Origin of the sequence: Maribacter antarcticus DSM 21422 (assembly GCF_000621125.1) — a bacterium.
In the GTDB taxonomy this organism is placed as follows: Bacteria; Bacteroidota; Bacteroidia; order Flavobacteriales; family Flavobacteriaceae; genus Maribacter; species Maribacter antarcticus.
Map to the genome: position 1 here is coordinate 92,118 of NZ_JHZC01000008.1, position 22,190 is coordinate 114,307.

18 protein-coding genes are annotated in these 22,190 nt (G+C 37.6%); 13 read left to right on the forward strand and 5 right to left on the reverse strand.

Annotation, left to right across the window (positions count from 1 at the left end):
* Positions 1 to 55: 55 nt before the first annotated feature.
* Positions 56 to 1,033: an NAD(P)H-dependent flavin oxidoreductase gene (locus tag Q360_RS0108905; RefSeq protein WP_027076776.1), complete on the reverse strand. Its 978-nt coding sequence runs from the start codon at positions 1,031 to 1,033 to the stop codon at positions 56 to 58.
* A gap of 110 nt (positions 1,034 to 1,143) precedes the next feature.
* Here Q360_RS0108905 and Q360_RS0108910 point away from each other — a divergent pair, with 110 nt between their 5' ends.
* A complete protein-coding gene (locus Q360_RS0108910) occupies positions 1,144 to 1,617 on the forward strand; it encodes an acyl-CoA thioesterase (protein ID WP_027076777.1) in 474 nt (157 codons plus the stop codon).
* Between the two features lie 57 nt (positions 1,618 to 1,674).
* Positions 1,675 to 2,277, forward strand: coding sequence for a GntR family transcriptional regulator (locus Q360_RS0108915; protein WP_027076778.1), 603 nt, complete (start codon positions 1,675 to 1,677; stop codon positions 2,275 to 2,277).
* Here the strand turns inward: Q360_RS0108915 and Q360_RS0108920 are convergent.
* Positions 2,274 to 3,176, reverse strand: coding sequence for a DMT family transporter (locus Q360_RS0108920; RefSeq protein WP_027076779.1), 903 nt, complete (start codon positions 3,174 to 3,176; stop codon positions 2,274 to 2,276). The genes Q360_RS0108915 and Q360_RS0108920 overlap by 4 nt on opposite strands.
* A complete protein-coding gene (locus Q360_RS0108925; RefSeq protein WP_027076780.1) occupies positions 3,173 to 3,526 on the reverse strand; it encodes an arsenate reductase family protein in 354 nt (117 codons plus the stop codon). The genes Q360_RS0108920 and Q360_RS0108925 overlap by 4 nt, the downstream gene beginning before the upstream one ends.
* An 85-nt stretch (positions 3,527 to 3,611) precedes the next feature.
* Here Q360_RS0108925 and Q360_RS0108930 point away from each other — a divergent pair, with 85 nt between their 5' ends.
* Positions 3,612 to 4,067: a DinB family protein gene (locus Q360_RS0108930; protein WP_027076781.1), complete on the forward strand. Its 456-nt coding sequence runs from the start codon at positions 3,612 to 3,614 to the stop codon at positions 4,065 to 4,067.
* Positions 4,068 to 4,069: 2 nt separating this feature from the next.
* On the opposite strand, the gene Q360_RS0108935 is transcribed toward Q360_RS0108930, so the two are convergent.
* On the reverse strand, positions 4,070 to 4,816 hold the full coding sequence (locus tag Q360_RS0108935; protein WP_027076782.1) for a DUF3298 and DUF4163 domain-containing protein: 747 nt from the start codon (positions 4,814 to 4,816) through the stop codon (positions 4,070 to 4,072).
* A gap of 83 nt (positions 4,817 to 4,899) precedes the next feature.
* Here Q360_RS0108935 and Q360_RS0108940 point away from each other — a divergent pair, with 83 nt between their 5' ends.
* The 8 genes from Q360_RS0108940 (at position 4,900) to Q360_RS0108980 (ending at position 16,842) form a co-directional block, all read left to right on the forward strand.
* On the forward strand, positions 4,900 to 6,054 hold the full coding sequence (locus Q360_RS0108940) for a cystathionine gamma-synthase (protein WP_027076783.1): 1,155 nt from the start codon (positions 4,900 to 4,902) through the stop codon (positions 6,052 to 6,054).
* A 186-nt stretch (positions 6,055 to 6,240) separates the two neighbouring features.
* Positions 6,241 to 7,584: an NADP-specific glutamate dehydrogenase gene (gene gdhA, locus Q360_RS0108945; RefSeq protein ID WP_027076784.1), complete on the forward strand. Its 1,344-nt coding sequence runs from the start codon at positions 6,241 to 6,243 to the stop codon at positions 7,582 to 7,584.
* 136 nt (positions 7,585 to 7,720) lie between these two features.
* A complete protein-coding gene (gene recO / locus Q360_RS0108950; RefSeq protein WP_027076785.1) occupies positions 7,721 to 8,440 on the forward strand; it encodes a DNA repair protein RecO in 720 nt (239 codons plus the stop codon).
* A gap of 1 nt (position 8,441) precedes the next feature.
* Complete coding sequence (locus Q360_RS0108955; RefSeq protein ID WP_027076786.1) at positions 8,442 to 10,853, forward strand: TonB-dependent receptor; 2,412 nt, start codon at positions 8,442 to 8,444, stop codon at positions 10,851 to 10,853.
* 842 nt (positions 10,854 to 11,695) lie between these two features.
* Positions 11,696 to 15,094, forward strand: coding sequence for an isoleucine--tRNA ligase (gene ileS, locus Q360_RS0108965; RefSeq protein WP_027076787.1), 3,399 nt, complete (start codon positions 11,696 to 11,698; stop codon positions 15,092 to 15,094).
* A 3-nt stretch (positions 15,095 to 15,097) separates the two neighbouring features.
* Positions 15,098 to 15,481, forward strand: coding sequence for a TraR/DksA family transcriptional regulator (locus Q360_RS0108970; RefSeq protein WP_027076788.1), 384 nt, complete (start codon positions 15,098 to 15,100; stop codon positions 15,479 to 15,481).
* A 70-nt stretch (positions 15,482 to 15,551) separates the two neighbouring features.
* Positions 15,552 to 16,139, forward strand: a complete 588-nt coding sequence (locus Q360_RS0108975; protein WP_051554646.1) for a DUF4097 family beta strand repeat-containing protein — start codon at positions 15,552 to 15,554, stop codon at positions 16,137 to 16,139.
* 31 nt (positions 16,140 to 16,170) lie between these two features.
* Positions 16,171 to 16,842 carry a lipoprotein signal peptidase gene (locus tag Q360_RS0108980; RefSeq protein WP_027076790.1) on the forward strand — a complete coding sequence of 224 codons (672 nt, stop codon included), beginning with the start codon at positions 16,171 to 16,173 and terminating at the stop codon, positions 16,840 to 16,842.
* Here Q360_RS0108980 and Q360_RS0108985 read toward each other — a convergent pair.
* A complete protein-coding gene (locus tag Q360_RS0108985; RefSeq protein ID WP_027076791.1) occupies positions 16,821 to 17,390 on the reverse strand; it encodes a 5-formyltetrahydrofolate cyclo-ligase in 570 nt (189 codons plus the stop codon). The two genes, Q360_RS0108980 and Q360_RS0108985, sit on opposite strands and share 22 nt — an antisense overlap.
* Before the next feature lie 578 nt (positions 17,391 to 17,968).
* Here Q360_RS0108985 and uvrC point away from each other — a divergent pair.
* Both uvrC and Q360_RS0108995 read left to right on the forward strand, forming a co-directional pair.
* Positions 17,969 to 19,762: an excinuclease ABC subunit UvrC gene (gene uvrC / locus Q360_RS0108990; RefSeq protein WP_027076792.1), complete on the forward strand. Its 1,794-nt coding sequence runs from the start codon at positions 17,969 to 17,971 to the stop codon at positions 19,760 to 19,762.
* Positions 19,740 to 22,058 carry a patatin-like phospholipase family protein gene (locus tag Q360_RS0108995; RefSeq protein ID WP_245603232.1) on the forward strand — a complete coding sequence of 773 codons (2,319 nt, stop codon included), beginning with the start codon at positions 19,740 to 19,742 and terminating at the stop codon, positions 22,056 to 22,058. Before uvrC ends, Q360_RS0108995 begins: the two co-directional genes overlap by 23 nt.
* Positions 22,059 to 22,190: the final 132 nt, after the last annotated feature.

A 22,190-nucleotide genomic window follows, 5' to 3' on the forward strand; every position in this document is an offset into this window, starting at 1 on the left:
AAAGCCAAAGCATCAAACTCAGTTTTGAGTTTAAGCTTGACAATTGAGCTTGAACTTAATTTTTAGGATAGGTTTCCAAAAGTTTAGCCTGCTCCTCTATGGCGGCTTTAAATTCAGTTTTTAAACTGGCTATAAGATTCGCCACAGGCAAGCTATTATCTATCAGTGCAGAGCCCTGACCAGCAGACCAGATTGTTTTCCAAGCTTTTGCTTCAGTATCCAATTCCTTTCCAAAATCTATTTTTACATCTTTTTTTAGGTCTTCCTCCGTAATCCCCGCAGCTTTTAAACTGGCTCCTAAAAAGTTAGCATGTACGCCAGATATCGATGCGGTATAAACCACATCGCTGGCACCAGCATCAATAATCATTTTACGATATTCCGGTGTGGCTTTGCTTTCATCGGTATTTATAAAACGCGTACCCATGTAGGCTAGGTCAGCTCCCATTTGTAGGGCTGATGCAATATCGCGACCTGTACTTATGCATCCAGATAGAATAATGGTCTTGTGAAAGAATTTTTTAATTTCTGCTACTAATGTCATCGGATTTATAGTGCCCGCATGACCGCCAGCACCTGCTGCTACAAGAATAAGCCCGTCTACACCAGCCTCGGCTGCTTTCTCCGCATGTCTTTTCTTAATGATGTCGTGAAGAACGATACCACCATAACTGTGTATTGCATCCACCACGGTAGAGACTGCGCCCAAGGAGGTAATGATAACAGGTACCTTGTGTTTTATACAAAGTTTTACATCTGCTTCGAGTCTAGGGTTGGTGGCATGTACGATGAGATTTACTCCAAACGGAGCTGCTTTTTTGCCGGTTTCTTCCTCAAATTTTTGAAGGGCTGTTTTTATCTTGATTAGCCATTCCTCAAAGCCTTCGCTGGTGCGCTGATTTAAGGCAGGGAAGGTACCAACAATACCGTTTTTACAACATGCTATTACTAGCTCAGGTGCTGATATTAAAAACATAGGAGCTGCAATGGCAGGTAAAGAAAGTTCTTTAATAAAATTAGGTTTTGTAGACATAGTTTTATGATTTAAATAGTAGCAGAAAAATAATACAAATTATTCCCTTCTCCTTCAAAACTATATTATTTTTGCGTGGTATTATGCATGCATAGCAAAAAATTAGGAGAATGTACTTGAAGGAATTTGAAATTAGATGGAGTGATGTGGATGCGAATCGACATTTAGCCAACTCGGCCTATCTAAATTATATGGGTCACACTCGTATGACTTTTTTAATGGAAATAGGATTCGACCAAAAAACCTTATCTGAACATAACATAGGTCCAGTGGTATTTTATGAGCACATCTATTATTTTAAGGAGGTGTTTCCGGGCCTTCCGGTACGGGTTTCTATTGAGATTATGGGTCTGAGTGAGAACGCCCAGTTTTTTGAGTTCCATCATAATTTTTATAATCATAAGGGAGAGAATTTTGCCCATTGTGAAATGATGGGCTCATGGATAGACCTAAAGACCCGAAAATTGACAGGATTAGCGGAGGGTTTTTTGAAGCGATTTGAGGAGGTGGAAAAGGCGGATGGTTTTAGAATACTAACCAAAGAAGACACGCGTAAGTTTGCCAAAACCCCTAAGCATTTATAAGGGTAATATTATACGCTATATATTTTCTATCTTTAGGGAATGAAGGTCGTCCCCACTATGTCAGTGCAATCTGCTTACTTAGCTATAAAAGATATGATTGCCTCCAAAGAACTTATTGGAGGCGAAAGAATTGTTTACAATCGCTTATTCGAAAAACTTTTAGTAGATAAAAAAACGCTAAAGAAAGCTTTAATAAAATTACAGACCAATGGTTTAATAATAGCGGTATCCGATGAAGGTTTGGTCGTTAGAAATTTTTCATATACCGATGTATTAGAGATTTTTGACTGTAGAATAGCTTTGGAAACCATGGCTATAAAACAGTTTGCATTACATGGCACCCAAGCAAGAATTGATGATTTACGTAATTTGTTAGTTCCTTTTGAAAAGGGCCCTTTAAGTGCTAAGGTTTTTCAAAAAATAAATTATCACTTCCACGATATCATACTGGCCAATAGCGGTAATAGATATGGCTATGAACTCTTTGATAAGGGAAATTTTTGGCTGTGTATGGAGGTTATTGGACTTAAACGACCGCTAAAGGAAATTTTGCAAGAGCATTTGGATATGGTATCTGCAATTCATAATAGAGATGCGGCAAGAGCAGCGCTGTTGATGCGATACCATTTAGAAAACTCCAAACAGGCATTTCTATCCTAAGATACTCCTTCCTTAGCTTTAGGCTTTTTACTCGCTAAATAAACACCCAATAATACAAAACAGGCAGCAATAATTTTAACGGTTGTTAAGCGGTCCTGCCCAGTACTGATAGCATAGCTAATCCCTATTAATGGTTGCACGTAAACAAAAGCACTTAGCGTGGAGGCTTTTAATTGAGTCAGCGCAAAGATGTTAAAAAGGTAGGTACAGAACGTTGTGCCAACAATCACAAAGGCAATGCGCCATAAGGCCTCTATAGGAAGTTTGGCCCAAACTATCTCACTGAATTCTTGATAGCCAAAAGGCATGCAAATAAGAATACCCAAGGTAAAGAGCCACTTCATGAAGGTAAACGGATGGTATTTCACAATTAATGTTTGCGCTACGATTAAATAAGAACCATAAAAAATTGAATTACACAAAATTAGAAAATTGCCCAAGGGTATATTCGGTGCGTCTTGCCGTATTTCCGTACCAAAAAGAATAAGTCCTAAAGCACCTATAAGCCCTATTCCAATCCCTAGGACCTTCCGCCCTATAATCTTTTCCTTTATTACAATTGCGGATAAAATAAGTACAATGATGGGAGTGGTTGTAATGAGTACGGCACTATTTATAGGAGTGGACAACGACAGTCCTTTAAAGAAAACCAGCATATTAAAACCCATGCCCAAGAAGGCACATAATACCATGCGTAAGTAATCCTTTCTGTCTATTTTTTCTTTTGGACCCCAGAAAGAAATCAACCAAAATAAGATAGTGGCACCTAAAACCCTGAGGATAATGAATCCTAAAGGTTGCACATAGGTAGGCATGACCTCCTTTGCAATGGTATGGTTTACGCCGTAAATGGTAGTGGCACCTATGGCGGCAAAAATAGCTAGTGTTCTTCTGTTCACGAATGAATGGCTTCTTTGGCCGTGGCAGTCGTTTTTTTGCTATTACCTATAAATATGGATTCTTCAAAGATAATAACCGGTCGTTTTAAAAAGGTATACTGCTCTAGGATAAGATTTTTATAATCTTCGTCTTCCAAGGTTTGCTCATGAAGTCCACGTTGCCTGAAAAGCATCGCTCTTTTACTAAAAAGGGCAAGATAACTGTCTGTTAACCCGCGCATTTCTTCCAGTTGTTCTGGGGTGATTGGCTCTGTTTTAATATCCTGTAGCGTAAATCCTTCCAAAGGCTGTAGCTCTTCTAAAATGCGTTGGCAAGTAGAGCAGGTACTAAGGTGGTATATTTTTTTCATTTTAATCTTTAAAATATCGACATTGCAAAGAAACTTAAATATCATTAAATGTGCTATTTTTAGTATTCATTTAAATTGATATCCTTTGAAGAACGAGCTGGAAATTACCTTACAAAACAGAAAAAATCTATTAGCAATCTTAGAGAAAACCACCAAAGAGGACCTTTTAAAAATACCAGAAGGATTTCGCAATAACATTTGGTGGAACATTGCGCATGTAGTGGTGACACAGCAAATACTGGTATATAAGTTGAGTGGTGTACCCATGCTGGTGCCAACGGAACTTGTGGAAAAGTTCATGAAAGGTACCGTGCCAGACGGTAAAGCAGCAGCAGCTGAAATAAAACAGATTTCAGAGGTGTTGGTGTCAACGATAAAAAAAACGCAGGAGGACTATAACTCTGGGCTTTTCAAGGATTTTAAACCATACAGCACAAGTGCTAAGGTAACTTTGAGCAATGTACAGGATGCCATCAGTTTTAATAATTTCCATGAAGGCATACACCTTGGATCTATTTTTGCCCTAAGAAAAATGCTATAGGGTTATTTTTGTTTGGGACTGTACACCAAATATCTTTCGAGTTCCGTGTAAGGGATAGTGAGTACGATTGGGCCATCTGCATAGGAGGCTACCTCGTATTGCTCATAAAATAATTGAACTCCCAGTTCTGTATAGCCAATGTTTTCTGGAAGATAAAAGCTGCCCGTTTCAAACATAAACCCTGTGCTATTTATGTCGTCTTGGGAAGGAATCTCTTCTTGAATTTTAAATTTGGATTCCGCATAGTTCTCAAAGGCGGACTTGTTTTTAAATAGGTTGTCCGTATCCAATTCAAGGCCTTTGCCCTTGTCAAAATTTAAATAGTGCGTCGTATTATACCCATGAGCTCCTCCGGTAAACAAATAGGAATCCAGCTTTAGGGTAATTATTTTGGTATCCTCATAAGAAACTACAGTGCTAACAGTCGCTACCCAAGGCGTAGCTTCCTCGGCAAATTGGTTTTTTAAATCTGTAAATCCTTTTGTGAAGGATGTGATGGCACTTTCAATATCGGCAGCATCATTGTCTTCATTAAAGTTGAGTAGGTAAATTACTTCTTCCTTTAAAGCGGTATTAATGACCTTGTCGAGCTTAGCATCGGTCAAGGCTTTTTGAACTGTAATTTTAACTTGAGCACAATCTACACATTCATCACTTAAATAGGTAAGAGGTTCGAATGTAATTTTATCATCTTTTTTACATCCAAATGAAATGAGTACGAGGAGGAAGCAAACAGTAGGGGTTTTCATAGGATATTTTATATCGTACAAAAATACACCTTCATTGTATTCTTCGATAGATAACAATATATTTATAGCAATATTAATAGATTATGAGCGATAAAAATTTAAGATTCAACAGTAAAACAATACATGGGGGGCAACAACCCGATACGGCCTACGGTGCTGTTATGCCGCCTATTTATCAAACCTCTACCTACGCTCAAACAACACCTGGAGGTCATATGGGATATGCATATTCCAGAAGTGCCAATCCTACCCGAACGGCTTTGGAGAATTCCTTGGCGAGCATAGAGAATGGAGCTTTCGGCTTGGCCTTTGGAAGTGGTTTGGCAGCGATAGATGCCGTTATCAAACTATTGGGTCCAGGGGATGAAGTAATTTGCACGAATGATTTGTATGGAGGAAGTTATCGCTTATTCAAACAGATTTTTGAGAAGTTCGGTATTGTATTTCATTTTGTAGGGATGGATAACGCGGATAAAGTAACCAAATACCTTAATTCAAAAACAAAACTTATCTGGGTAGAAACGCCTACGAACCCTATGATGAATATCATAGATATTCGAGCGGTTGCAAAGTTGGCCAAGAAGCACAATATACTTTTGGCGGTGGATAATACTTTTGCCACCCCTTATTTACAGACTCCCTTAGATTTGGGTGCTGATATCGTAATGCATTCCGCTACCAAGTATCTTGGTGGGCATTCAGATGTTGTGGTGGGTGCACTTGTGGTAAGGGATAAGGACCTAGCGGACAAACTTTATTTCATACAAAATGCCAGTGGCGCTGTTTGTGGCCCTATGGATAGTTTTTTGGTGCTACGTGGCATAAAAACCCTACATGTACGGATGCAAAGGCATTGTGATAACGGCAGGGTCATAGCGAAATACTTGGCCAATCATCCTAAGATAGAGAAGGTTTATTGGCCAGGGTTTGAAAATCATCCAAACCATGATATTGCCAAAAATCAAATGAAGGATTTTGGTGGTATGATTTCCTTTGTCTGTAAAGGAAGTAGCTACGCTGATGCCATAGCTATTATTGAAAAGCTGAAGGTGTTTACCCTAGCAGAATCCTTAGGTGGCGTAGAAAGTTTGGCTGGCCACCCAGCAAGCATGACCCATGGAAGTATCCCAAAATTCGAACGTGAAAAAAGCGGGGTGGTAGATGCCTTAATTAGACTTAGTGTTGGTATAGAAGATGAAGCGGACCTTATTGCCGATTTAGAACAAGCCATAGACTAATCAAAAATATGCCACAGATAATTACAGTGTTTAAAGCACTTTTCTATTTCAAATTAGTTAAATCAATAGTGTTAATTTAGTAAAATTTATCAATTTGTAAAATAATCAGTGTATAAATTATAATAATACCATAATTTCGCCGATATAGTTAGAATTCACCAACATCAACAGATATCAAATAGTTTTATGGAAGCAAAAATAAAAGTATTTATGGATGAGGTAAGGACTAGAAACGGTCACGAGCCTGAGTTCATACAAGCAGTGCAAGAAGTTGCAGAAACGGTAATACCCTATATCGCCAAAAATGAAATATATAACGGGAAGAATATTCTTCTAAGAATGGTAGAGCCAGAACGGCTTATTTCTTTTAGGGTAGCCTGGGTAGATGATGACGGGGATATTCATGTAAACCGTGGATACCGTATTCAAATGAACTCTGCCATAGGCCCTTACAAAGGAGGACTTCGTTTTCACCCCACGGTAAATGCAAGTATTTTAAAGTTTTTAGCATTTGAACAAGTGTTCAAAAACAGTTTGACTACACTTCCTATGGGAGGTGGTAAAGGCGGCTCTGATTTCGATCCTAAGGGAAAATCTAATGATGAGGTAATGCGTTTTTGCCATGCCTTTATGCTGGAACTAAATAGACATATTGGGCCTAATACAGATGTCCCGGCTGGGGATATTGGCGTTGGGTCTAGAGAAATTGGTTTCCTTTTTGGGATGTATAAAAAGATTAGAAATGAATTTACTGGAGTACTCACCGGAAAGGGTCGTTCTTGGGGTGGTTCTCTTATTCGCCCAGAGGCGACTGGGTATGGCACCGTTTATTTTGCACAAAGCATGATGCAGACCAATGGTATGGATTTTAAGGATAAAAACGTTACGATATCGGGATCCGGTAATGTTGCACAATTTGCAGCGGAGAAAGCATTGCATCTTGGAGCCAAAGTATTGACCTTGTCAGATTCTCAAGGTTATATTTTTGACAAAGACGGTATTGATGAGAAGAAGCTAGCTTATGTAATGGATTTAAAGAATAATAAGCGTGGTCGTATTTCCGAATATGTAGATACGTATAGTTCTGCCACCTTTCATAAAGGTGGAACGCCTTGGGATGTAAAATGTGATATAGCCTTGCCGTGTGCCACGCAAAACGAATTGGATGGCGAGCACGCAAAAGTATTAATTAAAAATGGTTGTATCTGTGTTGCAGAGGGTGCCAATATGCCTTCTACGCCAGAAGCTATTTACGAATTTCATGAAGCGAAAATTCTTTTTGCTCCAGGAAAAGCCTCTAATGCAGGTGGTGTAGCCACTTCTGGTCTGGAGATGTCACAAAACTCCTTACGTATAAGTTGGACCCGTGAAGAAGTAGATGAACGATTACGCAATATTATGGAAGATATCCACAATTCCTGTATTGAGTATGGAAAAGATGAAGATGGGTATTGTAACTACGTAAAAGGGGCAAATATTGCTGGATTCGTTAAAGTTGCGGATGCAATGTTGGCGCAGGGAGTTATTTAATACTTAAATCAATAATAGTAAAATCTGTAAGGGCCCCAAGCCTTTACAGATTTTTTGTTTATGCACTATCCTATTGAGTATCTTTGATAAGAGTTATTCCTACAATTTTTGTATTTGCTAAAAACAGCTGCTCAAAATGCAAGTGACTACTAAAGCCATTGTTCTTACGTCATTAAAATATGGTGATACGAGTCTTATCGTTAAGGCTTTTACAGTGTCGGATGGGCTTAAATCATACCTGTTAAAAGGAGTTTTATCAGCTAAGAAGGGAAAGTTAAAAGCTGCTTATTTTCAGCCCCTAACCCAGTTAGAACTGGTAGCTAGTCATAGGAATAAAGGAACTTTAGAAAGTATTCGGGAGGCAAAGGTTAGTTACCACTATCAAACGCTACATACCCAAGTTGCAAAAAATGCCCTCACCCTATTTTTAGCTGAAATGTTAAGTAATGCTATTCATGAGGAAGAGGCAAACATACCTCTCTTTAATTACATGGAAATAACCTTACAATGGTTAGATATACATGATGACGTTGCTAATTTTCATTTATATTTTTTAATGGTGCTAACCAAGTATTTGGGCTTTTATCCGGACACGCATAACCAAGATACCAGTTATTTTGATTTATTGGAGGGGGAATTTATACTAAGACCTTCTTTAAACCCGATAATTAGCGGTCAGAACCTTGTCTTCTTCAAGAAAATTTTAGGCACAAATTTTGATACACTTGTTACTATTAAAATGAAAAAAAAAGACCGTCAAGAATTACTGAAATCTATTGTCCTGTACTTTGAGTTACATTTACAGGGATTCAGAAAACCCAAGTCAGTCGCTGTTCTAAACGAAGTTTTTAATTAGTATGTACAACCGTATTTTCTTTTTCTTTTTTCTTTTTGCTGTGGCCGTAAAATCACAGCAGATAAAGGTTTTAGATACCGATACAGGGGACGCTATTTCTAATGTAGCTATTTACAACTCCGATAAGTCTAAAGTTGCACTTACCGACTTTGATGGTCTTTTTGATATAGCTATTTTCTCTAAAAATGAACGTATTTCAATTAAGCATCTTAGTTATGAGTTGCTCAAAACCTCAAAATCTCAAATACTTAAACAAGGAAACAAGGCATTCTTGGTAATGAAGCCTGAGCAATTGGACGAAGTGGTGATGTCCGTATCTAAATGGGAGCAGCAGAAGAAAGATATCCCTAACAAAATTGTATCAATAGCGGCTAGGGATATTGCTTTTACTACTCCGCAAACCGCTGCAGATTTATTGCAAAATAGCGGAAAAATATTTGTGCAAAAAAGCCAGTTAGGCGGTGGAAGCCCAATGATAAGAGGCTTTTCAACTAACAGGTTAGTGCTTTCCGTGGATGGAGTACGTATGAACAACGCTATTTTTAGAGGAGGCAATTTACAAAACGTCATTTCCATAGATCCTTTTACCATAAAAAACACGGAAATTATTTTTGGTCCCGGTTCCGTTATTTATGGTAGTGACGCCATTGGAGGCGTTATGAATTTTTATACCGAAACACCAGAATTTAGTGAAAATGACAGCCTTCGAGTGTATGGAGGAGCCAACTACAGGTTTTCATCGGCTAATACGGAAAACACCATAAACGCTAAGATAGGCTTAGGAAAAAAGAAATGGGCGGCTTTAACTAGTCTTACCTATAATAGTTTTCAGGATTTGGTTATGGGTAGTCATGGTCCAGATTCATACCTAAGGAATTCGTTTGTGCGCACGTCTGTTGGTGTAGACGAATTAGTTACTAACCAAAATCCCAGAACACAGGTTTCTACCGGATACAGCCAAGTAAATCTTATGCAAAAACTGCGCTTTAAACCAAACGCCAATTGGGATTTGCGCTCAGGTATTTTTTATTCGGAAACCACAGATTATCCAAGATATGATAGATTGATTCGTCCTTCTAGGGATGGCTTAGGATTACGTTCGGCTGAATGGTTTTATGGTCCACAAAAATGGTTTATGGGCAATGTGCAGGTAAATAAAAAGGGGAAGGGTAAATTTTACGACGGATTTAAAGTATCTGCGGCCTATCAGCGTTTTGAGGAAAGCAGGAAGAATAGGGATTTTAAAGATGTTACATTGAATAGCAGTAAAGAAAAAGTGGATGCTTTCAACGTTAACATAGATTTGGAAAATAGAAAAATAGGAGATTTCAGATTATATTATGGGGGAGAATATATTTTTAATAAAGTACACTCTCAAGGCGAAAACAACAATATTGTTACAGGCGAAATAGTGGATGCTCCTACAAGATACCCCAATGGTTCTTCATGGCAAAGTTTAGCAGGGTATGTAAATAGTGAATATAGAGCAAAGCCTAATTTCACCTTGATGTCCGGTTTGCGGTATAGTCATGTGTGGATCGATGCTATTTTTGACCAAACTTTCTATTTATTTCCTTTTGATGACGCCAAATTAAGTACTGGCGCACTAACGGGTAGTATAGGCTTTAGCTGGTTTCCCAAGGCAGATTTACAAGTAACATTTAATGGGTCCACTGGGTTTAGGGCGCCTAATATAGATGATATAGGAAAGATATTCGATTCTGAACCAGGTGCTGTCGTGGTGCCCAATCCAGATTTAGAACCCGAATATGCATATAATGTCGAATTGGGGATACAAAAAAATTTTGGCGATAAGCTGGTATTCAAAGGTGCTACCTATTACACATATTTAGTAGATGCATTGGTTCGACGTGACTTCTATTTTAATGGAAATTCAGAACTACGCTATCAAGGCGAGTTGAGTAATGTACAGGCTATTCAAAATGCAGCTAAAGCCTATGTATATGGTTTTGAGTTTGGATTGGATGCTTTTCTATCAGATCATTGGTCACTATCGTCTAATCTTACAATAACAGAAGGTATTGAGGAGGATTCCGATGGTACTGATACGCCTGCACGGCACGCTGCGCCAACTTTTGGCGATTTTCATATCATATGGAAAAACCAAAAACTTAGGACTAGTGTATTTCTGAACTATAATGGTGAACTAGCCTTTAATGACCTTTCGGTGTCTGAAATATCTAAGAACTTTATATACGCATCTGACAAGAACGGAAATCCATATTCGCCATCATGGTACACGCTAAACTTTAGATTTCAGTATAACTTAAACCCTAAGGTTGTTGCGTCACTAAACTTGGAAAATTTCACCAATCAGCGGTACCGCAGCTACTCTTCAGGTATAGTTGCACCTGGCACTAACCTTATTTTGGGTGTAGGATACAAGTTTTAAATAAAAAAACCCGATTTTATTAGGCCTTCAAAACTGTATGTTTTGGATGACGATTAGTTTTTAACTTCTTTAGCTTTATCGGTAACCTTGTTGGCTGCTTCTTTAATTGTATATTTTGCATCTTTACCTACCGCATCACTTGCTTGTTCTGCGGCATCTTTTGTTTGTCCGCTGTTTCTCTACAAGAAACAAAAGAAAGGCTTAAAGCTAACATAAGTACTGATCTTAAAATTACTTTTTTATTTGTATTTATTCAAGTCGTAGAGCTATTAGCACTTAATCTATTCTTGGATGTTTACCTTAAGGTTTAAAGGTTTAAAGGTTTGAATAGGTATATAACTGATAATTAATATTAATTGGATTAAAAGAGTTGTTACTAGAGGTACACTTCACTAGGAAGTACGCACTAGTCGCTATTTACTAATGCACTAGTAAATGTGTCCTCTTTCAAAAAACTAGTATTATTTTGGGGTTGTCTTAACAGGTCTCTCGTCTTTAAAAGAATTAAAAACGTATTTGATTTATCTTCCAATTCATTCATAAACGTTGGTATAACTAGCTGTTTTTTGTGTGATTTTATAGAAATTTTATTATTTCAATTATATTAATACTGCAAACAACAAAAGACAGAAGCCAATAGTAAAAAAGTTTGGTATTTGGCAAACAACTCTTTCTTTTACAAAGCTAATATACAGTGTGGTAGATTAATAATAAGGTCTGTTTAATAAGGTGAAAATTGGAGAACAGTTAATAGCTTTTGTTTTACCAATTCCAAATGTGCAATACTACGTGCTAATTTAGTAAATTTGCAACCTTAAATTATTGACCTATAAGCCTTTCTTATGAAGTTTGCAGAGTATAAAGGATTGGATTTACCCAACGTTGCGGCCGAGGTATTGGCCTTTTGGAAATCCAACGCCATTTTTGATAAAAGTATTTCCACACGTGAGGGAAAGGATAGTTATGTATTTTTTGAAGGTCCTCCTTCCGCAAATGGAATGCCTGGGATACACCACGTTATGGCACGTACCATTAAGGACATTTTTCCTCGGTACAAAACCATGAAAGGCTACCAAGTAAAACGTAAGGCCGGTTGGGATACACATGGACTCCCCATAGAACTAGGTGTAGAAAAAGAACTAGGAATTACCAAAGAGGATATTGGCACTAAAATTTCTGTTGAGGAATATAATGCTGCTTGTAAGAAAGCAGTCATGCGCTATACAGATGTGTGGAATGCCATGACTGAACAAGTGGGGTATTGGGTAGATATGGAGGACCCGTATATTAGCTACAAGCCCAAATATATGGAGTCCGTATGGTGGTTGTTGAAACAGATTTACGATAAAGGACTTATATATAAAGGGTACACCATACAACCCTATTCACCCAAAGCAGGCACTGGACTTAGCTCCCACGAGCTTAACCAGCCGGGAACCTACCAAGATGTTACAGATACGACCGTTACTGCTCAATTTAAGGCGGTAGAAGAAACGCTTCCCTATTTTTTACAGAACGAGGGGACAATCTATTTTCTGGCTTGGACGACCACACCTTGGACCTTACCGTCGAATACGGCACTTACGGTAGGTTTAAAAATAGACTATGTTTTAGTAGAAACATACAACCAATATACCTTTGAACCCATGAACGCTATTCTTGCCAAAAAATTGGTTGGAAAACAATTTTCAGGCAAGTTTTTTGAGGTGGATGACAAAACTGGGTTGCTTGATTATATTGGTGGTGACAAGAAAATTCCGTTCTATCTTGTTAAGGAATTTAGAGGGGAGGACCTTATAAATATTAGATACGAACAACTTTTAGATTATGTATTGCCCTATGAAAATGCGGAAAATGCTTTTAGGGTGATTTCTGGGGATTTTGTAACCACGGAAGACGGTACAGGTATAGTTCATACAGCACCAACTTTTGGTGCAGACGATGCTTTAGTAGCCAAACAAGCGGTACCAGAAATACCGCCCATGTTGGTCTTGGACGAAAATGAGAATACCGTTCCTTTAGTCGATTTACAAGGAAAGTTTAGACCTGAGTTGAAGGAATTTGGCGGCAAATACGTGAAAAATGAATATTACGAGGATGGCGAAGCACCAGAGCGGTCGATAGATGTTGAAATTGCTATTAAGTTAAAAGAAGAAAATAAGGCCTTTAAGGTAGAGAAGTATGTGCACAGTTATCCAAACTGCTGGCGTACGGACAAGCCTATCTTATATTATCCTTTGGATTCTTGGTTTATTAAAGTAACCGATGTCAAGGACCGTATGTTCGAGTTGAATGAAACCATTAACTGGAAGCCAAAATCTACTGGTGAGGGTAGGTTTGGTAATTGGTTGGCGAATGCAAATGATTGGAACTTATCCCGGTCTAGATATTGGGGAATACCTTTGCCTATTTGGAGGACCGAGGATGGTATGGAGCAAATTATGATTGGTTCTGTGGCGGAGTTAAAAGCGGAGATGCAAAAAGCAGTTGCTGCTGGAGTTTTGGGAAAAGATATTTTCGAGGAATTTGTAGTGGGCGATATGTCTGAGGACAACTATGATAAAATTGACTTACATAAAAATATAGTAGATCAGATTACCTTGGTATCCCCATCAGGTAACCCCATGAAACGAGAGGCCGATTTAATCGATGTCTGGTTCGATAGTGGCTCCATGCCCTACGCACAATGGCACTATCCTTTTGAGAATAAGGACCTAATTGACAAAGGAGAATCCTTTCCAGCAGATTTTATCGCTGAAGGCGTTGATCAGACCCGAGGTTGGTTTTATACACTACATGCAATAGGTACGATGGTATTTGATTCCGTTGCTTATAAAAATGTAGTTTCCAACGGACTTGTTTTGGATAAAGAAGGCAAAAAAATGTCCAAACGTTTAGGGAATGCAGCTGATCCTTTTGAAACTATGAATCAGCATGGAGCGGATGCCACACGTTGGTACATGATTAGTAACGCCAATCCTTGGGACAACTTAAAATTTGATACGGAGGGTATTGTTGAGGTCAAGCGGAAATTTTTTGGTACCCTGTACAACACCTATTCATTTTTTGCACTATATGCCAATATAGATTCCTTTGCATTTAGTGAAGAAAAGGTTCCTGTTATGGAGCGGACGGAGATAGATCGATGGGTTTTGTCAGCATTAAATTCTTTAATACAGGAAGTTGATGACGCTTATGGAGATTATGAACCTACTCGCGCTACCAGGGCAATTTCTAATTTTGTGCAGGAAAACTTAAGTAATTGGTATGTTCGATTGTGTAGAAGACGCTTCTGGAAGGGCGAGTATGAAAAGGATAAGATAGCTGCCTATCAAACACTTTACGCTTGTTTGGTAACAGTGGCGAAATTATCCGCTCCTGTAGCCCCGTTCTTTATGGATCAGTTGTATCGAGACTTGATAGGTACCACAGAAGCAGAACCCTTTGAAAGCGTGCATTTGGCAGATTTTCCGATAGCGGATATAAGCTTGATTGATAAGGGTCTTGAAGCCAAGATGAACAAGGCGCAAATCATCTCATCCTTAGTTCTTTCAATCCGTCAAAAAGAGAAAATAAAGGTTAGACAGCCTTTGCAAAAGATAATGATTCCAGTTTTGGATGAACAGGATAGAATAGACATTCTTGCAGTTTCAGATCTTATAAAATCAGAGGTAAACGTTAAGGAAATTCAATTATTGGATGATGCGTCGGGTGTCTTGGTAAAGCGCATCAAACCTAATTTTAAGACTTTAGGACCTAAATACGGGAAGGATATGAAGTTGGTCGCCACAACAGTAAACAAATTCTCACAGGAGGATATCCAAAAAATTGAAAAGGAGGGCGAAATATCCATACAGATAGAAAATAAAAGTAGTATTTTACAGTTACAGGATGTAGAAATAAGTTCGCAGGATATTGAAGGCTGGCTGGTAGCAAGTTCTGGTAAAATAACGGTAGCACTTGATATTACGATTAACGAAGACCTTAGAAAAGAAGGTATAGCTAGGGAGCTCGTAAATAGAATTCAGAACCTACGAAAGGAGTCCGGTTTTGAGGTAACCGATAAAATTGTAGTTAATTTACAGAAAGATGGTTTTGTAGAACAAGCCGTTGCGCGTAATTTAGCATATATTAAAACGGAAACGCTAACTGCGGAACTGAATCTGCAGGATAGCGTAGAAAATGGCACTGAAGTTGCTTTTGATGAAGTGAACACTAAATTGTTTATTGTAAAACATTAAAAAATGGCACAAGATTTAAATATTAGATATGCAAATAAGGATTTGGCTGAGTTCAAAATCCTTATCGAAGAAAAGATAGTAAAGGCGAATAGGCATTTAGAATTACTCAAAAGTTCGTACATGAACGATGGCAATAATGGCACCGATGATACATCGCCTACGTTTAAGGCTTTTGAAGAAGGTTCGGAAACTATGAGTAAGGAAGCGAATACACAACTAGCCATACGTCAGGAAAAATTTATAAGGGATTTAAAAAATGCCTTGTTGCGCATAAATAATAAAACCTATGGTGTTTGTCGAGTAACAGGCAAGCTTATCAACAAAGAGCGCTTAAAACTTGTTCCTCACGCTACCCTGAGTATAGAAGCAAAAAACATACAATCGTAACTAAAACGCCTTTCGGGGCGTTTTTTAATTATAGGTATTGAAAGTATTTTTGTTTTTTCTACTATGTTTTATGGGTTCATTTGTTTTAGCCCAGAAAGAGCTAAAAAGAACGATTAAAGCATCGTCCATTACGCTCCTACAGATTGATGTAGCAAACTGCTTTGAGGTAATGTTAGAAACGGGAAATACCGATAAAATAGTAATACAAGCTAGATTCGAGGGTGAATACACCAAAGACCTTGAGATAGCCGTTTACCAAGACGGAGGCACCTTGGGTGTAGAAGCTGGTTTTATGTCTAATTTTGTTATCCCCAATGACAAGCTTAGTGCCCATAAAGTAGTTTCTATAGCCTTACATGTATTTTTGCCTAAGTGGAAAAACGTTCAGGTGTACGGCACCAATACTAGGGTTATGGCTACGGGTAGTTATTCCGATTTAAGTATTATTTTGGCAGACGGGAACTGTGAGTTGAATGAGGTTTCCCAAAACGTTACCGTTAAGACACAGAGTGGAAACATTGTTTTAAAGGCAAAAAATGGCAGTGTAACGGCTTCCAGTAAATACGGGCTAGTGAGTCCTGTTGTTCTACCTGCTGGAGAAAGCCATTATAACTTATCTACAGTGACGGGTAATATAGAACTAAAGAAACCCAAATAATATTTCTATTTTTGTCCTTTATTAAAATTTCATGAGTTTAAAAAAGTCCGCCCTGCTTATTTTATTGATTCTTGTTATAGATCAGTGGAGTAAAATTTATATTAAGACCCATTTTATATTAGGAGAGTCTATTGACGTTTTTAATTGGTTCAAAATTCTCTTTATAGAAAATGAGGGTGCTGCATGGGGAGCAAAACTCAGTGATCTTTTTCCGATTTCTGATAGAATAGGAAAGTTGGTGCTCACAATTTTTAGACTCTTTGCGATTTGTGGTATTGGCTATTGGTTGTATGATGTAATTCTTAAAAAAACATCGAAGACCTTAATAGTGGCTGTCTCATTAATTTTTGCCGGAGCCCTAGGGAATATCATAGACTCTGTTTTTTATGGTATGATTTTCAACGAAAGTTATAATGAACTAGCTTCCTTATTTTCAGACGAGCCCTACGGTGGTGTTTTTTACGGAAAAGTGGTAGATATGCTCTATTTTCCAATGATAGACTCTACTTGGCCCAATTGGGTGCCGTACCTAGGAGGTCGTAACTTTAGATTTTTTGAACCAGTTTTTAACATAGCAGATACTGCCATTAGTACTGGGGTGGGTATTTTGTTAGCCTTCAATAAGAGGGCTTTTAAAGAAGAGATTGAAACAGATAAAGGCGACTTAATAGAAACAGCTGCTCAAAAAGTATTAAAGGAATAAATTGTATTGGGGGTGACGCAGTAGTCTAACCTTACATCAGCGTTGCGAACATCTGTGATTGTTTCTTCGGCCTCAAAAAAAGAGAGCCCAATTTTTATAACGTTTTTACGACACTGAGATAAAAAAGTGTCATAAAATCCTTTTCCATACCCCACGCGATGCCCTTTCTTATCAAAGGCCAAAAGAGGAACAAAAACTACATCGATTTTATCTACTGAAATAGAGATTCCGTCTAAAGGTTCGGGTACGCCCCAACTACTAACTACAAATTTAGTGTTATCGGTCAACAGGAAGTGTTGTAAATTATTTTGACCTAATACTTTAGGAATTAATATGTGTTTATCCTTGCCTTGTAAAATAGAGAGTATAACGGAAGTGTCTATCTCTTTTTTTTCTATTATCGGTAAAAAAATATGATAATAATCCAATTTCCAAACAGGTAACGTTAAAAGTCTGTTGGCAATAGAAATACTTTGGTCGATGCCTTGGGATTGGCTAAGTGAATTGCGTCTTAAAATGTACGTTGTGCGTAATACTTTCTTCAACATAGTTGGAGAATTAATTCTACTGATGCCGCTAGGATTTTACTCTTTACCTGCAACTGCAAAAAAAACTTTAAAAAAAAGCATTAATATAAGATACGTACCTAATGTGATTATATAACTTTCCATATACGAGGGGTTTCTCAATATGCTAAATGTAAGAAAAATTATTATTAATTATCCTTGAAGTGTCGAGTTTTATCGATTAAATGCACAATTTTGATAAAAAATTAACAATTGAGCGAATAGTGGCTTTGCATAAAAAAATATAAAATACTGATAATCAATGTATTGTGTTTTATTCTGAATTATTGAAATTTTCTTCAATATGCAAAAATTAACAAATTGAATAAGAATAGACCTCTTTTTTGCAGTTTAAGTAATTAAAATGTAACAAAATCAGAATATCTTGATTAGAAATCATTCGATTTTACTAGGGTTATTATTTTTGGTTTTATGATATTAAGTAAGACTTTGACGAAAACGAACTTTTCTTGCGTTAAAATCGATAAAATCAGTCCGCATTTTATAAAAAGAAAGTAATTTGAGCTAAATTCTTGAATCATCATTGTATAGTTTTCAGTATGTCTCAAATTCCTATCGAAATTCAGTTAAAATCACTGCCCACAGGCCCTGGCGTTTATCAATTTTACGATACAAACGATGTTATCTTGTATGTAGGGAAGGCAAAGAATTTAAAAAAACGGGTGACGTCCTATTTTACCAAAAACCACGAGTATGGGAAGACCCGGGTGATGGTGAAGAAAATCGACACAATAAAACATATCGTTGTGTCTACAGAGTCCGATGCGCTGCTGTTAGAGAATAATTTGATAAAGGAATACCGTCCTCGCTATAATGTACTTCTAAAAGATGATAAGTCCTACCCTTGGATATGTTTGAAAAATGAACGTTTTCCAAGGCTTTTCCCAACAAGACGAGTTATTAAGGACGGCTCTGAATATTATGGCCCTTACACTAGTATGAAAACTGTCAGAACCCTACTAGATCTTATAAAGAGCGTTTACCCTTTGCGTACCTGTAAATACGATCTTTCTAAGGAGAAAATTCAGAGTGGAAAATATAAGGTGTGTTTGGAATATCACCTAGGAAACTGTAAAGGACCTTGTGAAGACTTGCAGTCCAATGAGGAGTATGATCGCCAGATAGCAGATATAAGAGACATCGTAAAGGGAAATTTTAGATCATCCCTGCTTTACTTCAAAGGGCAAATGAAACAACTGGCGGATGAGATGCGGTTTGAGGAGGCCCAACAAATAAAAGAGAAAATAGATATTTTGGAGAACTATCAGGTCAAATCTACAGTGGTAAACCCAAAAATAAGTAATGTTGATGTGTTCTCCATAATTTCGGATGAGGCTTTCGCTTACGTGAATTTTCTTCAGCTTTCCCATGGTTCTATAGTAAGGTCACATACCATGGAGCTAAAAAAGAAATTATCGGAAAAGGATGAGGAATTATTGCAATTGGCTATAGTTGAAATAAGACAGCGCTTTAACTCCCAGTCTAAAGAAATATATTTACCCTTTAGAGTTTCTGTACCGCAGGGTCTTCTGGTTTCTATTCCTAAATTGGGGGATAAAAAGCGCATTCTAGAAATGTCTGAGCGTAACGCTAAATTTTTTAGACAAGAACGTTTTAATCAAATTAGGATTATTGATCCAGACAGGCATACCAATAGGATTATGGGGCAAATGAAGAAAGATTTACGCCTTTCTTCTGAACCAAGGCATGTAGAGTGTTTTGATAACAGTAACATACAAGGGACACATCCAGTAGCCGCATGTGTCGTTTTTAGGGATGGTAAGCCATCTAAAAAGGAATATAGACATTACAATATAAAGACTGTAGTTGGCCCTGACGATTTTGCCTCTATGGAAGAGGTTGTTTTTAGAAGGTATAAACGCCTACTGGAAGAAGAAATTCCGCTACCGCAACTTATCGTGATAGACGGTGGTAAAGGGCAATTGTCATCTGCATTAAAGAGTTTGGATATGCTTGGGTTAAGAGGAAAGATAGCGATTATTGGTATTGCCAAACGACTAGAGGAAATTTATTTCCCAGAGGATCCTATTCCATTATATTTGGATAAAAAGTCTGAAAGTTTAAAAATCATACAGCAACTAAGAAATGAAGCCCACCGGTTTGGGATAACCCTCCATAGAAATAAGAGAAGTAAAAGTGCTATTAGTTCAGAATTGGAGGAAATTGATGGGGTAGGGGAAAAGACGGCAAAGGAACTTTTAAAACGGTTTAAATCGGTCAAAAGAATAAAGGAAGCTACCATAGAAAACTTGAAAGAGGTGGTAGGAGATTCAAAAGCAAAGTTAATATATGGGTCTTTTAATAGAACATAATGGCGATAGACTTTCCATTGGGGTAAGGATGGTTTGCATTGTTTTGCTATGCTTTGTAGCTGCGGTGCAAGCACAGGATACAATTGAAACAGGAGACAAAAAAATTGGACTTGTTTTAAGTGGCGGTGGAGCCAAAGGCTTGGCCCACATTGGTGCGCTAAAAGTAATAGAGGAAGCTGGCGTAAAAATAGATTATATTGGAGGTACAAGTATGGGTGCGATCATTGGTGCATTGTATGCCTCTGGGTATACGGTACACCAGTTAGACTCTATATTCCAAGCAACGGATTTTACCAGGCTCATAAGGGACAACCTACCTAGAAGTGCAAAGACCTTTTATGAAAAGGAAGATTCTGAACGCTATGCCTTAACACTCCCCTTCGATGGGTTTAAGGTCTCTGTTCCTCCCGCATACTCTGGCGGACAAAACATCTATAACGAGTTGGTGCGCATATTATATCATGTAAAAGACATAAAGGATTTTTCCAAACTGCCCATACCATTTGTGTGTATTGCTACAGATATTGAAACAGGAAATGAAGTAATCTTGAATTCCGGATACTTGCCCGAAGTAATTATGGCAAGTGGCACATTTCCTTCACTTTTTGAGCCAATAATCTTAGACGATAAAGTTCTTATTGATGGAGGTGTGGTCAATAATTATCCTATAGAAAAGGTGAGGGCTATGGGGGCCGATATAATTATTGGTGTAGATGTACAGCATGGACTGTCTGATAGGGAATCGCTGCGCTCCGCAACAGAAATACTTTTACAGATAAACAATTATCAAACCGTAGCGGATATGGTAGAAAAATCTGCCGATACGGACATATATATAAAACCAAAAATCGAAGAATATTCGGTAATCGATTTTAACAAGGCAGACGAAATCATCAAGGCCGGAGAACTTGCAGCTATAGCTAGGTTTAATGAACTACAGCAAATTTCGTCAAGCACAGAGAATGCAAAGCCCTTTGTAGAGCCCTTTAAAGAAAGCGACTCTATTACCGTCAATAGACTTTTGATTAAAGGTGATAATATTCATACGAGAGGCTATGTTAAAGGTAAACTCCGCTTTAAATTAGGAAAGCCTGTTACATTTAGCAAACTAAAACAAGGAATGGGAAACTTAAGTGCTACTGGTAATTTCCAAACAAATCGCTACAAACTAGTTTCCAACGGTGAAGCTGACGTTTTAATTTTGAGTTTAGATGAAGCAGCGAATACTTCTTTCTTTAGGATAGGAGCTCATTACGATGATTTGTACAAAAGTGCTGCCATCTTAAATTTCACAAAGAAAAATTTATTGTTCAGGGATGATAGAGTTTCTATGGATTTTATATTGGGAGACAATCCAAGGTACAATTTTGAATATTATATAGACAAAGGAAGTTATTGGAGTTTTGGAATCAATTCACGCTACAACGATTTTGAAAAAGAAATTGCCTTTAGTTTAATATCGAATAATTTTGAGGTGCCATCAGGATTAAACATTAATACCATAAACTTAGATGTAACCGATATTACAAATCAGGTATATGTTCAGACCGTTTTACAAGAAGAATTTGCTTTTACCTTGGGTGCGGAATATAAATTTTTAAAATTTAGCACCAGAACCTTAGGCGATTTAACGCAAGCCAATGCTTTAAATACTAATACCGTAGTTCTATTAAATGATGCAAAAGGTAGAACTTTTTTTGAGAGGAGTAATTTTTTTAGTGTATTTACAGGATTAAAGCTGGACACTTATGATGACAAATACTTTCCTACTAGTGGATTGTTTTTCGAAGGTGATTTCCATTATTATCTTCTCTCCTCTGACTTCAATAAAAATTTCAAGGATTTCTCTGTTTCCAAGGCCAGAATGGGCGGAGCTTTTTCTATTCTTGATAATCTTTCTTTAAACGTAGAGACCGAGGGAGGTTTTAAATTGGGAACCTCTAGCGTAGCTTCATTTGACTTTGTGCTTGGCGGCTTTGGAACCAATCTAATCAATAACCTTGTTCCTTTTTATGGCTATGATTTTCTTAGTTTGCCCGGCAATAGTTTTGTAAAGGCATATGGTAGGTTGGATTACGAATTTGTTCCAAAGCATCACTTTCTAGGTGCAGCGAACTTTGCTAATGTAGATGACGATATCTTTAGGACAGGGGAATGGTTTTCCGCTCCTAATTTTTCTGGTTACGGACTAGGCTATGGTTGGGAGTCTTTTTTGGGCCCTGTACAACTTGTTTATTCTTGGTCTCCAGAAATCGACCGCTCCAATGTTTTTTTTAGTATCGGTTACTGGTTTTGAATCAGGATTCCAAGACATAATTCCTCTAGTTTAATATCATTGACCTTACTTTAGGCATCTTAAATTCACTTTGTTTTCGCTCTTTTTTCTTAACGAATTCACAATAATCCATGGGAATTATAAATTAGTGTT